The sequence below is a fragment of the Streptomyces iconiensis genome (assembly GCF_028657195.3).
Taxonomy (GTDB): domain Bacteria; phylum Actinomycetota; class Actinomycetes; order Streptomycetales; family Streptomycetaceae; genus Streptomyces; species Streptomyces iconiensis.
This window is the reverse complement of the sequence record NZ_JANCPR020000037.1, coordinates 58,963-71,633: the sequence shown is the minus strand read 5'-3', so window position 1 is coordinate 71,633 and position 12,671 is coordinate 58,963. Positions and strand designations below refer to the sequence as shown.

The 12,671-nt window shown below is 69.8% G+C and carries 11 protein-coding genes and 2 pseudogenes; 4 read left to right on the top strand and 9 right to left on the bottom strand.

Features of this window, described 5'->3' with window-relative positions:
- Window positions 1-9: 9 nt before the first annotated feature.
- The 4 genes from NMN56_RS30545 to NMN56_RS30530 all read left to right on the top strand — a co-directional run bounded on the left by NMN56_RS30545 (window position 10) and on the right by NMN56_RS30530 (window position 3,741).
- Window positions 10-2,256, top strand: a complete 2,247-nt coding sequence (locus NMN56_RS30545) for a glycosyl hydrolase family 28-related protein (RefSeq protein WP_274043052.1) — start codon at window positions 10-12, stop codon at window positions 2,254-2,256.
- A 76-nt stretch (window positions 2,257-2,332) separates the two neighbouring features.
- A complete protein-coding gene (locus tag NMN56_RS30540) occupies window positions 2,333-3,199 on the top strand; it encodes a GH25 family lysozyme (RefSeq protein ID WP_274043050.1) in 867 nt (288 codons plus the stop codon).
- A 60-nt stretch (window positions 3,200-3,259) separates the two neighbouring features.
- Entirely contained in the window at window positions 3,260-3,496 is a 237-nt protein-coding gene (locus NMN56_RS30535; RefSeq protein ID WP_274043048.1) for a hypothetical protein, read from the top strand.
- Complete coding sequence (locus NMN56_RS30530; RefSeq protein ID WP_274043046.1) at window positions 3,493-3,741, top strand: hypothetical protein; 249 nt, start codon at window positions 3,493-3,495, stop codon at window positions 3,739-3,741. The genes NMN56_RS30535 and NMN56_RS30530 overlap by 4 nt, the downstream gene beginning before the upstream one ends.
- Window positions 3,742-3,795: 54 nt before the next feature.
- Here the strand turns inward: NMN56_RS30530 and NMN56_RS30525 are convergent, their stop codons facing one another.
- The 9 genes and pseudogenes from NMN56_RS30525 to NMN56_RS30485 all read right to left on the bottom strand — a co-directional run bounded on the left by NMN56_RS30525 (window position 3,796) and on the right by NMN56_RS30485 (window position 12,657).
- Entirely contained in the window at window positions 3,796-4,461 is a 666-nt protein-coding gene (locus tag NMN56_RS30525; protein ID WP_274043044.1) for a class I SAM-dependent methyltransferase, read from the bottom strand.
- 66 nt (window positions 4,462-4,527) lie between these two features.
- On the bottom strand, window positions 4,528-4,974 hold the full coding sequence (locus NMN56_RS30520; RefSeq protein WP_274043042.1) for a glycine-rich domain-containing protein: 447 nt from the start codon (window positions 4,972-4,974) through the stop codon (window positions 4,528-4,530).
- 966 nt (window positions 4,975-5,940) lie between these two features.
- Window positions 5,941-6,156 carry a hypothetical protein gene (locus tag NMN56_RS30515; RefSeq protein WP_274043037.1) on the bottom strand — a complete coding sequence of 72 codons (216 nt, stop codon included), beginning with the start codon at window positions 6,154-6,156 and terminating at the stop codon, window positions 5,941-5,943.
- A gap of 275 nt (window positions 6,157-6,431) precedes the next feature.
- Window positions 6,432-7,661 (bottom strand): helix-turn-helix domain-containing protein, encoded by a 1,230-nt coding sequence (locus tag NMN56_RS30510; protein WP_274043123.1) that lies wholly within the window; start codon window positions 7,659-7,661, stop codon window positions 6,432-6,434.
- Between the two features lie 139 nt (window positions 7,662-7,800).
- A pseudogene (locus tag NMN56_RS30505) lies at window positions 7,801-8,025 on the bottom strand (AMP-binding protein); the annotation flags it as partial.
- A 673-nt stretch (window positions 8,026-8,698) separates the two neighbouring features.
- Window positions 8,699-9,265, bottom strand: a pseudogene (locus NMN56_RS30500) (SigE family RNA polymerase sigma factor); the annotation flags it as partial.
- A 147-nt stretch (window positions 9,266-9,412) separates the two neighbouring features.
- Complete coding sequence (locus NMN56_RS30495) at window positions 9,413-10,462, bottom strand: DUF1906 domain-containing protein (protein WP_280842749.1); 1,050 nt, start codon at window positions 10,460-10,462, stop codon at window positions 9,413-9,415.
- Window positions 10,463-11,002: 540 nt separating this feature from the next.
- Complete coding sequence (locus NMN56_RS30490) at window positions 11,003-12,184, bottom strand: lipid-transfer protein (RefSeq protein ID WP_274043034.1); 1,182 nt, start codon at window positions 12,182-12,184, stop codon at window positions 11,003-11,005.
- Complete coding sequence (locus NMN56_RS30485) at window positions 12,181-12,657, bottom strand: MaoC family dehydratase (RefSeq protein WP_274043032.1); 477 nt, start codon at window positions 12,655-12,657, stop codon at window positions 12,181-12,183. The genes NMN56_RS30490 and NMN56_RS30485 overlap by 4 nt, the downstream gene beginning before the upstream one ends.
- Between the last annotated feature and the right edge of the window lie 14 nt (window positions 12,658-12,671).

Genomic DNA, 12,671 nt, shown 5'->3' with positions numbered 1-12,671 from the left:
GCTACGACCTTGGCCCCCCTTCCCGAGTCCATCCCCACCGTGACTGTGTCCGGCCGCTACCTGCTGCCCGACGGCACCCCGCTCAAGGGCACCGTCACCTTCCGGGCCCCTGCACTGGTCACCTTCGGCGCCGCCGACGTGATGCTCGCCGGGCCCGTGACGGCCGAACTGGACGCTACCGGCGCGGTCGCCGTCGTCCTGCCCGCCACGGACGCCCCCGGCATGGACCCCGTCGGCTGGTCCTACACCGTGACCGAACAGCTCGTCGGCGTAGCGAGCAACCGCTCGTACTCCCTTCTGCTGCCGCAGAACGATCCCGAGGTCGACCTCGCTGACGTGGCGCCGACCGACCCCACCAAGCCCAACTACGTACGCGGCGCCTCTGCATACGAGGTCGCGGTCGTCGAGGGATTCGAGGGCACGCCCGTGCAGTGGCTCGACTCCCTCGTCGGCCCGCCCGGTCCCGAGGGCCCGCAGGGGCCGGAAGGCCCGGCAGGGCCGCAAGGTGACCCAGGCCCGCAAGGAGTCAAGGGCGACCCGGGCAACGGCAGCGTGAACAGCGTCAACGGGAAGCTTGGCCCCGACGTGCTGCTCACCGCCGCCGACGTGAAGGCGCTCCCCGACACCGGGCTCGTCGCGGGTGGAAACCTGACGCTCGACTCGCCGACCGTCGACTACCGGGGGCTCTCCTTCACCACAGCCGGAGTGAACCGGTGGGTGTATCAGGTCGACAACGGCGCCGAGGCCGGCGCCGACGCGGGGTCGGATTTCGAGTTGGCGAACTGGTCGGACGCTGGCGACTGGAAGTCGGCGGTCCTGTACGGGCAGCGCGCCACGGGCGCGCTCGGCGTCGGCACCAATGCCCCCATGCCGGGTGCGAAGCTCACCGTGTCCGGCGCGGCCGGTCTCATCGACCAGGCGGCCGACCCCGTCGCGCCCGTCGGTGGCGCCCTGCTCTACGCCAAGGGCGGCACGGCGTACGTGCGGCAGGCCGACGGCACGGTCGTGCCGGTGGCCGGCGGGGGCGGCACGACGGGCGAGTACAGCGTCCGCGCGTACGGCGCGACCGGCGACGGCGTGACCGATGACGCACCCGCGTTCCGTGCGGTGCTCGACGCTGCCGGGGCAGCGGGGGGCGGCACGGTCCGTATCCCCGCAGGCGTGTACCTGATGGACTCCGCCCGCGGTGCGTGGCCCGCGCCGTGCCTGTACGTACAGGCAGGCGTGACGGTCTCCGCCGACGACGGCGCGATCATCCGCCGCGGCCTCAACCTGGACGCGCGCATGGTGCAGAACTTCGACGGCACCGAGTCGAACGCCGAGTACAGCGGGCACGGTGGAATTCGCATCACGGGCGGCACCTGGGACGGCAACGCCCCTGCCAAGCAAGGATCAGGGAACATGTTCGCGTTCGCCCACGCGGAGCGGATCACCCTCGACCACGTGCGCGTGATCGACCAGCCCAACAACCACGCCGTAGAGCTGAATTCGATCGCATTCGCCACGGTGACGAACTGCCGGTTCGAGGGCAGCGTCCCCAAGCCCGGCAGTCCGCAGACCACCGAAGCGATTCAGATCGACGGCGCGTTCGGCGCCGCTGGCCTTGAGGGCGGCTTGCCGTACGACGCCACGCACTCCCGCGACATCACCGTCGAGGGCTGCTACACCGGCCCGTCCGCGAACTGCGGCCCGTGGGGGCTGCTCGTCGGCTCACACGCCAGCGACACCGTAGGCATGTACCGCCGGATATCCGTGATCGGCAACACGATCGCCGACACCCTCGCGTACGGAGTGCATGCGTACGACTGGTACGACTCCGTCATCGCCAACAACACGATCGGCGGCAGCAACAGGACTGGCTACCGGTCCGGTGTCGCCGTCACGTCGGGCAAGACCAAGAGCGACGGTGTACTCGTGTCTGGCAACGTCCTGAACAACGTCGGGGGGAGCGGGTACGGCGCGATTCAGGTCGAGTCCCTGTCTGGGGCGGCGCAGGCCGGGGGCGTGGTGATCTCCGACAACATCATCAGCGGCTACTCCGGCGATGGGATCAAGTCCAACGGCGACGCCGCGCAGATCCACATGAATTTCGTCAGGGCAGCACAGTCCGGCGCAACGCTCGGTATCAACGTCACCTCGGGCGGCACCTCACACGCGAACGTGGCACTGAACCGCATCACTGGGGGAAGAGGCGCGGCTGTTCCCAAGGGCACCGTCTCGTGGGGCAACGACCCCGCCATCACCCCGCCTGCATAGCACCCGCACCCGCCCCGCCCACTACGCCCCGGCCGTCGGCCGCGGGCGCTTTTTCATGCCCAGGAGGCACCCGCCCATGACCGTTCGCGGCGTCGACGTGTCGTCGTACCAGCCCACCACCTACAGCACGAAGGGCCTCGACTTCGTGTTCGTCAAGGCCACCGAAGGCACCAGCTACATCAACCCGCGCATGACCAAGCAGGCGCAGCGCGCCCGCGCCGCCGGGCTGGTCGTCGGCTTCTATCACTTCCTCCGGCCGGGTTCGATGAGGGAGCAGGCCCGGTACTTCGTGGAGAAGTGCGCCAGCGTCGAGGGCGACCCCTTGTGGGCCGACTGGGAAGACCCGGGCGTGAGCGGCGCGGACAAGGACGCGTTTCTGTCCGAGGTCAAGCAGCTCCGCGGCGACACACACCGCGTCGGCCTTTACTGCAACGTCGACTACTGGACCCGCCGGGATACCACCAGCAACGCGGGCGACGCCCTGTGGATCGCTCAGTACAACGGCAAGCCGGGCAAGCCCTCCGTTCAGGCCACATGGAAGTTCCACCAGTACACATCGACCCCCATCGACACCAACGTCGGTGCGTTCGCCGACCGCGCCGCCCTCGCCAAGTGGGCAGGCGCCAAGGTCGACGACAAGCCGGCCGAACGGCCCACCGTTGACCTGTCCAACCTAACCGCCGCCGCCCGCAAGGACCCGGGCGCCAAGCAGGGGCACCAGACGCACGCCGCCGACGTACGGACCGTCGAGGCTGCCCTCAAGGCCGAGGGCCTGCTCGCGAGCAAGTACGCGAGCGACGGGTCGTTCGGCACCGTCACCGTGGCCGGGTATGCCGCGTGGCAGCGCCGTTGCGGCTACTCCGGCGCCGCTGCCGACGGCATCCCCGGCCGCGCCTCCCTCGACCCCCTCGCCCAGAAGCACGGGTTCGCCGTCACCGCATGACTTCTTCCGCACGGCCCGACGATGGGCCGTTCCCCACTCCAGGAAATGAGGCACTGTCCCGTGTCTGACGCCAACCGCCGTACCGTCCGAACTGCCCTCGCGTGGCTGCTCTCCCTCGCCGCCGCGCTCCCCGGCATCATCGACGCTTCCGGAATCTCCGAGTCCCTGCCGTGGGTCGCCGGGGGCCTCGGAGTCGCCGCCGCCGTCACGCGCGTCATGGCGCTTCCGTCCGTGGACACACTTCTGCCCGCGTGGCTCCGCAAGGACGCACCGCAGGAGAGCACTGGCAACCAGTGACCGAGCCCCGTACCGAGGTCGCGATCGAGTTGGAGCGGCTACGTGCCTCCGTCGACGTAGGGCTCGCCCGCGTCGACGGCTCCCTCGCCCTGCTCGTCCAGCGATCCGAACAGACCGATCAGCGCCTCACAGACGCCGAACAGCGCCTCGCCACGCTGGAGCGCTCCCGATGGCCACTGCCCGCCATGGCCGTACTGGTCGCAGTCTCCGGTCTCCTGTTGTCCCTCTGGCAGGCCGCACAGTGAAGAAGGCCCCCGCTCCGGCTGAGTGCCGGGGCGGGGGCCTTCTTCGTCGTCCGGCTAAACGCCCGGGTTCTGTCCGTGAACCAACAACGTGCCGACGCCGCCGTGGGGTGCTTCGATCACACCTGCTTGTACGTTGACGTATCCCGTTTCCGTGAGCATGTCGGCCCACACTTTCGGTTCGTAGTCCCAGCGTTGGACGACGAGCGGTTCCGCCGCGTCCGGGCTGCTGATAAATGCCGCCTGGCACCCGTAGCAGCCCGCGAAGGCGGGCCGGTGGGAGAACGCCAGCACACCGCCCGGGGCCATCCGTCCTCGGATGGCAGGGAGCAACACCGCCGGGTCGGTGAACCAGAGCGCGCCGAACACGGAAAACACGGCATCGAACCGGTAGTCGCACGCCCCGAGATAGTCCACCGCTTCCCGTTGGTGGAACTCCAAGTCGTCAACGTCCGCCCAGCGTTTCCGAGCGGCCTGCACTTGGACGCCGGAGAGATCCACCGCAATGCATCTAACGCCCAGCCTGGCAACGTGTGCCGCGTTCCCGCCCTTGCCGCAACCCAGTTCCAGGGCGGTAGCACCAGGGCCGACGCCCAACACCTCGGCACCGGGGCCGTGGTCGGGGAACTGGGTCCAGTTAAACCACGTGCGTTCGCCGCACGAGTTGACCTCTGGGCGTGGCCTCTTGCTACGTGCATACGTGTCCCAAGCCGAACCGGTCATATAGCGATCTCCTCAATAGAGCCCGGTCACCCCACCATGGTGGGGTGACCGGGGGGTTTCTTGCGCCTACTTGGCCGGGCTGTCGGAGCAACCGGCGTGGCACTGGCTACAGTCAGCCGCGCCTAGTTGCGGCCACAGGTCCGGGTCGACCTCGAACCCCGCAGCGGTGATGGCGGTCAAGGTGCGCTGTCGCTCGGCCGCCGCCTTCCCGTGTTCCCCCGCACTCGGGGGCTGGGGGTTGTGGTGGATGAAGCGTCCGGCGACCTGTTCGCAGAACTCCGCGTACTGCTGGGTGCGCAGAATGAACGCGTGCCAGAACACATCGACGAGGGGGGACGGGCTGAGCGGGGCGTCCGTACGGGCGCCAGCGATCAGGAAGGCCGCCATCTGGTCGATGGCGCGCTCGGCGAACTCCACTGGCATCCCGGGGTGTGTCTTGCGGACATCGGCCGCGAGACACTTCCTGATCTCCTGGTCTACCGGTATGGCTGTCCGTTCGACTACGACTGTCACGGTGGTACCTCCGGTGATCTCCTTGGATGGTGCCGCGTCGAGCGGCGGCCCCCGCACCGCATCTCGGGTAGCCAGGGTGCGGGGGCCTCATCCGCGCGTGCCGACGCGGCTTGAAGGCACGGGCGGGGCATGTCCCCCTGCGCCGTCCGCAGGGGGACAGTCATTCGGGGACGGCTGGGGGATGTGTGCCGTCCGGCTGCCATCTGTCGGGCGCCGGCACCTCCCCTGCCTCCCACACTCGGTAGCAGGTGGCGAGCCAGTCCTCGGCGGCCTCCCGCGTGAGCCAAGCGAGCGGCCATGGGCCGCTACCCGGCAGGGTGCAAAGGTCACCGAGGCGCACGTCGAGGATGTGCCACGCGCAGCGGTCGGCCGACCGCACTGGCCGATACCTCACGCCGTGCCGCCTCCCGTGCCACTGCCCGAAGCGAGCAGGAGCACGAGCACCACGAGCAGCGTGCCGACCGCGAGTGTGAACAGGACGGCGCCGACCTTCTCTCGCCACATCACGCCCACCCGCCCGGCCGATCCGGGCACTTAGGCGCTCCGCACCTGCACGGCGGGAACGCCAACGGCCGCACATCGCGGGGCGCGTCCCCCGAGACGGAAATCTTGCACGGCCCGCCACGCCACCGGACATCGACCTCACCTTCGACCACACGAGCAGACCCGATGCGCAGCGTCATACAGCTCCCGTCCACGCTGCTCATGACGTGGCCCCCGCTGCCGGTCCGTCGTGCAACGTGGCTGCATGCACCACAAGTAGCGCCTTACCGAGCTGGCGTGCCACCTCTGGGGTTACCGCCCCAAGGTTGATGAGCGGCGCCCGCGCAGACGAGTCAGCGAGCGAAACAACGTCCAGGCCGAGCGAGGGCAGGCGGATGCCGAGCAGATCCAAGCCTTCATTGAGTGCGTCGAGCGCGCCCTCAGCGTCTTGCATCCGGGAGCGGCCGACGGGCCCGTTACTGGTCACCGTGGCACCTCCCCGGCGGCCTCGTGCTCCTGTGCGAGCCGTGTCGTCTCTGCCCTGACGCGCTCGATCTCGTCGGCGGTGCACACGAGCACCGACTCGACTGCGCCGCCGTCTTCGTAGTGGATGAGCACTGGCACGGCGGCCTGTTGGGCGCGCGTGTCATACGTCCCAGGCTGATTCACGGGCGTGATGTGGGTGGGCGGCGAGAGCACGGGGGAAAGCGTTATGCCGCTCGCAGGGGCGGACCATTCGGGGCCGCCTCCTGGCGGGCGCAGGTGGAAGCTCGCCGCGAGCTGCCCATCCGGCTCGGCTACAACTACGCCGATCCGGCCGTTGCGGGCGGAGTCGCGGGCCAGCTCGCCAAGCTGGGGCCGGAACGGGCGCGGTGCTAACTCCGGTTCCTGACTGGGACGGTGGGTGTGTCCGGTCATGCTCCTGACGTTAGGGAGCTGTCAGGGGCCGAATATGAGCCGCAGGAATACTGCCGTCATCCGTCGAGGTGAAAGCGGTCGGACATGTGCCTCAGCTTCTCCCGCGTGGAGGCGCGTTCGGCGTAGACGATGCTGCGCAGCGTCGACCGGGCGATCGGGTGGTTCCTCACGAGCTGAGGGGCGAGCCCTTCGGCGGTCTCCAGTTCGGCGAGTGCTTTGTCGCGAGCGCCGTCCCACAGCCATGCGCGTGCTAGCTCCATGTGGTGGTGGCCTTGCCGGGAGTTGGGGAGCGAGGCGACCAGGGAACGGCTGGTGCGTCGGTCTATGTCCAGGGCTCTGCTCTGCTGGTGCATCTCCAGCGCGATGCTCACCGCGTGGATTGCAACGTTTCCGGGCGAGAAGGTGAGCGAATGCCGGTCGTAGACGCGGCCGAGCTGGTGCTCGGTGGCACGGTCGGCGGCTGTCTTCGCGTGCGCGATTCGGTCCTCGGCCTCTGCGCCTCGGCTGGCGCGCGCGGCGGAGACGGCGGCGCGGAGTTGTAGTGATCCCCATGCCCGGATCGCGAGTTGGTCGCCACGGTCGTAGCCACCCTGTACGCCCTTGATGGCCTGGTCGGAAAGCGCGAGGGCGTCGTCCCAGTCGGCCGTGGCCCACATGTCCCAGACGCGCATCCAGCTCGCTACAGAGGGCATGACGGGGTCACCGGACTGGGCGGCGGACCAGGCGGCGCGTTCACACGACATGGCGATCAGCTCAGGGTGCCCGAGCACATGCGCAGCAGTGTGCGCGAACTTGCAGCACACGGCGTAGATCGCGAACGCTTCCTCGCGCTCGTGACCTGTGCTGATCTCCGCGAGGGCACGCGCCTCGCGAAGAAGATCAGGCAGAACGTTCATGATCGCCGTATTCGCTGCCGCATCCCGCAAGCGATGGAGACGGGTCATCTCCTGCCACAAGTCCGCGGACGGGCGCGGCGTCCCGTCGAACACGGGCGCCAAGTCATAGCGCCGAAGCTCACGCAGGATGGACGAGGCCGAGATCTGCCACTGATTCTCGCTCGGGCTGGAGCGGTAGGGCCGGCCGATCAGGTCGTTCGGGTGTACGTGAAGTTCGGCGGCGAGCAGGTTCAACAGGCCGACCCGGTCCAGCTCGATAAGACCGCGCTCCATCTTGGACACCCAACCCTGAGTACGGCCCAGGACTGCCGCTAGGTCAGCCTGTGTCATCCCCAGCCGCAGGCGCGCGCGCCGGGCGCGGCGTCCGATCTGTTCGGCTTCCTCCAACACGGTGTCCCCTATCAGCCGTTCGTTCAGCCACCACCACGGTACTGGTAGCAGCATGTCGGAGACAGTGAAGCGCCCCCGACGACCACTGTCGGGGGCGCTTCCTTTCCCTTGCAGGTCACGCGGCGAGTGTTTTACGCACGTTGTTCCACATGAGCGTTGCGACCCGGTCGCCCTGTTCGACGCCCAGTTCGTCACGGAGTGCGTGTGCGAGCTGCGCCGCGCGCTCGCCGGTCGCCCGGAAAGTGGTGCGTTCCGGTTCGGGGCCGCCGGTCCATGTGGTGATCCGCGAGGTGCCATGGACCGTCATGCCGTGGCGCAGGATGCGTGAGATGGTCAGCGGTACGTCCTGCATCGTGCTCAGCACCGGGGCCTCCCGAGATATGCGGATACGCGAATCCCGTCACATGGCGCGTAAGTGGGTTTACGTGCCAGTAATGCGACGGTTTCGCGGAAGCCTGCCACCGACCACGCGGTATGTCACGGGGTCGTGCGGAATCGGGCGCCCAGGAGGCAAAGCGGAACGGGCCTGACGTGCGAACCGTGGTACCACACGGCTGGAAGCAGGCTGCCGAGCAGCGGGGATCCGGACGAAGGACCGTCCCCGGCGAAGGACCGTCGGGATCCGGGCGAAGGGGGCTCGGGACCCGGACGAAGGACCGTCGGGATCCGGACGCCGAACGGCCGGAGCCATGACGCGTGACGGCCGGGAAGAGGGCGCGTGACGGCCGGAACCCGGGCGCTGAGCGGCCCGGCTCCGGGGGTGAGCCGCCGCCCAGGGTCCGTGGGGGCCGAGCGGCCCGTGGACCGGGGTGCTGAGCGGCCCGTGGGCCGGGAGCGGGTCAGGCTGCGACCGGCTCCTGACCCCTGCTCCCGAGCCCTTCGACCAGAACTCCCGGCTCCTGAGCCAGGGCCGCCGGCTCCTGTGCGCGGAAGACGGACTCCACGGACTCCTGAGCCCGGATGCCGGACTCGTGGGACCGGGGCAGTGGCGCCGGTTCCGGCGCCGCCTCTCCCCCCGAGCCGAGTACGTCGGCAGCGAGTTGTGCGTCGCCCCGCAGCTTGGCCAGCGCGCGGGAGACGGCGCTCTTGACGGTGCCGACCGAGACCCCCAGTACCTCGGCCGTCTGTATCTCGCTCAGGTCCTCGTAGTACCGCAGCACGACCATCGCGCGCTGGCGTGCGGGCAGCTTCATCACGGCACGCCACATGGCGTCCCGTACGGCTTGCTGCTCGGCGGGGTCGGGTGCGGGCAGCGGGTCGGGCTCCGGCAGCTCCTCGCAGGCGAACTCGTCCACCTTGCGCCTGCGCCACTGAGAGGTGCGCGTGTTGACCAGGGCGCGGCGCACGTAGCCGTCGAGGGCCCTGTGGTCCTCGATGCGCTCCCAGGCCAGGAACGTCTTGGTCAGAGCGGTCTGGAGCAGGTCCTCGGCATCGCAGGGATTGGCTGTCAGCGAGCGCGCGGTGCGCAGCAGCACGGGTCCGCGCGCCTGCACGTAGGAAGAGAATGTCAGCGGTGTTCCCCCGGTGCCTGGCGGCGCGGCAGGAGACCCCGCGTGCGTCGTAACGGTGGTCCGGGTGTTCCGAACTGTCCCAGGCGTGGTCATGCCTCAACGCTAGGAGCCGAGGGGTGCCCGGGGTATCGACCGCAGGTCCCGATGCCGCGTCCGCCTCAGGGTGTAGGGGTGGTGCTGACTACACCTCCTGTAGGTGGAGACCATCGCCCACCGGGATCAGGGGTGCACTACGGGACCTCACCCAATGACCGCCACGGGTGCGTCCACGAGGTTCTGGTCGATGTTGACCGAACGGCCACCGTACGTGCGGTTCACGTTGCCCGTGAACTGGTGGATGCGGCGGTGCGGTTGCCAGGCGCGCCTGTTGAGGTTGCGCTCGTTGTCGACCGACTTCGGTACCTTCCAGCGTGCGAACCATAGGGCCGTGGGCAGCCCGCGTGCCCCTGAGGCCCGCGCCTTCTCCATGTGCGCGATCCCTGAGTCGGCACTGCTGTAGAAGCCGGCGACGTAGCCCCGTGCGCGTACGGCGCTGTTCCAGCCCTGGATGAACCGGAGGGTGGTCGCCCCACAGCGCGTGTTCCTGTAGTTGTACGCCTCCATGTCGAGGTAGATGGCGCTGCGCCGCACCATCCCGTACCGCTTCGCCTGGCGCACCGCGTCCAGCCCCTCCCTGCGGCCCTGCTGGTAGGGCGCCGAGGTGCTCATAACGACCTTCCGCTTGTGGGAGGCGCCGACGCAGGGGGACTGCGAGCTGACGTAGAGCGGCAGGAACTTCCATCCCATGCCGTGCGTGGCCTTCACCCAGGAAGGGCTGAGGTGGGTCTGGTTGGGACAGGCCCTGCCCCGTCCACCGATGTAGACGCCGACGGCGCCGTAAGGGGATGCCCTCTTCCAGGCGCGCATGGTGGTGGCCGAGGGTGCCTGGCAGGTGTCGAAGGCGTAGCCGCGGAAGATCTGCGCACCGAAGTTGCGGGGGTCACCCCGGATCAGTGAGGGGGTGTCACCGGGTGCGCCCGCGGCTCCGGGCGCGCGTGGGTCCGCGGGCGCGTCGGGCGCGGCCGGGTCCCGTAGCTCCTGGGGCGACTCGGGGGACGGCGAGGTCTCCGGGGCCTGGGACGCCTCGGGGACCTGCGGGTTCCGGGAGCCCGGCGTTCCCGGGTCCTGCGGTGACCCCGGGGTGGCCGGGGTGCCGGGAACGGTCGGCGAACCCGGGTCGGCGGAGCGGCCCGGAACCTCCGGACTGCCAGGTGTGGTCCCGTGGGAAGCCGAAGGACTACTGGGCGCCACGGAGCCACCCGGAACCGTGGGACTACTGGGCACCGCGGCTCCATCGGGCGCCGCTCCCGGACGGGACTCCGGGCCGGCCGGCTCCGTCGAAGGAGGTGCCGGGGGACTCGGGGCGGGGTCGGAGGGCGCTGACCCGGAACCGGCTGCGGGGAGCGTGCCACCGGTGAGCAGGGACGCGAGGGCGGCCACCAGGACGGTCGCCCGTCGAATGATGTGATTTTTCTGGCGCATGGGGCGAGTGAACGAGCAGGAGCGGAACGATCCGCTCAGGCACGCCCGCCGCGTTCCCGGATTCAGCCATCTGCCGCGCCGCGCACTCCGGACGTAGCCCTCCCTGCCTCGTGATGCCCCTGCCTCGTGATGCCCCTGCCTCGTGATGCGGGCCCGGCCCGCCGCGCGGCGTCCCCGCGCGGGGACGCCTGTGGTGGTCCGGATGGCCAGGGCGGGACGGACGGCCAGGGCGGGCCGGTGAGCGGGACGGCAGGACGAGCGGACGTCCCGGCGACCGGCGGGAGGACCGGCGGGAGGGGCAGAGGCAGGCTAAGCGCGGGCTGGACGCTGGTGCTGGGTCAGCACCAGGCCGGACGTCGGTACGCCCGTGCCGGCCGTCACGAGGACGCTCTCCGCCTCGTCGACCTGGTTGACGGAGGTACCGCGGAGCTGCCGTACGCCCTCGGCGATGCCGTTCATGCCGTGCAGGTACGCCTCACCCAATTGTCCCCCGTGCGTGTTGAGCGGAAGGGCCTCCTTCGCCACGAAGTCCGCGCCCTCACCGCGCGCGCAGAAGCCGAACTCCTCCAGTTGCATCAGCACGAACGGGGTGAAGTGGTCGTACAGGATGCCGACGTCGATGTCCCCCGCCGTCAGTCCGCTCGTACGCCACAGCTGCCGCGCGACGACGCCCATCTCGGGGAGCCCCGTCAGATCGTCGCGGTAGAAGCTCGTCATCTGCTCCTGTGCGCGTCCTGCGCCCTGCGCCGCCGCGGCGATCACCGCGGGCCTGTGACGCAGATCGCGCGCCCGTTCGGCCGAGGTGACCACCAGGGCCTGTCCGCCGTCCGTCTCCTGGCAGCAGTCCAGCAGCCTCAGGGGTTCGACGATCCAGCGCGAGGCGGCGTGCTCGGCGAGCGTGATGGGCTTGCCGTGGAAGTAGGCGGCCGGGTTCGTCGCCGCGTACTTCCTGTCGGTCACGGCCACATGCCCGAAGACCTCGGGCTCCAGCCCGTATGTGTGCAAGTAGCGTTGCGCCGCCATGGCCACCCATGAGGCGGGTGTGAGCAGCCCGAAGGGCAGCGACCAGCCGAGCGCGGCGCCTTCGGCCGACGGCTCGCGCTGCTGTACGCCTGAGCCGAAGCGGCGGCCCGAACGCTCGTTGAACGCGCGGTAGCACACGACCGTCTCCGCGATGCCGGAAGCGACAGCCAGCGCGGCCTGCTGAACGGTCGCACACGCGGCGCCTCCCCCGTAGTGCACACGCGAGAAGAACGACAGCTCGCCGATGCCGGCTGCCTGCGCGACGGTGATCTCGGGGCTGGTGTCCATCGTGAAGGTGACCATGCCGTCGACGTCGCCGGGAGCCAGGCCGGCGTCGTCCAGTGCGGCGTGCACGGCCTCGATGGCGAGCTTGAGTTCGCTGCGCCCTGAGTCCTTGGAGAACTCCGTGGCACCGATGCCGGCCACGGCCGCGCGCCCGCCGAGGGTGTCGGGGTGCCGGATGCTCATGATTCCGCGCCTTCCTGGGGTTCCGGGAGGGTGAGAAGGACGGTTCCGGTCACGTGGTTGCCCAGCGAGTTGGCGCCCCGGACCGCGATCTCGACGGCGCCGCCCTCCGTGCCACCGGGCACGCCCCTGTCCGGCTCGCCCGCGTCCGGGCCCCGCACGGCGGTGACGCGGCCCGTCAATGTCATCGTGTCGCCCGGGTAGTTGGGGGCGCCGAGCCGGATGGCGACCTTGCGCAGCCGCGCGTGCGGGCCTGCCCACGCGGTCACGTAGCGGCCGACCAGGCCGTTGGTGGTCAGGATGTTCATGAAGATGTCAGGAGAGCCCTTGCCCCTGGCCGCGTCCCCGTCATGGTGCACGTCCTGGAAGTCACGGGTGGCGAGGGCCCCGGCGACGATGAGTGTGCGCGTCACCTGGATCTCCAGCGGCGGGAGTTCATCGCCCTCGACGGGTGCCGTCCGCGCGGTCGCTGTCACGTCTCCTCCAGCCG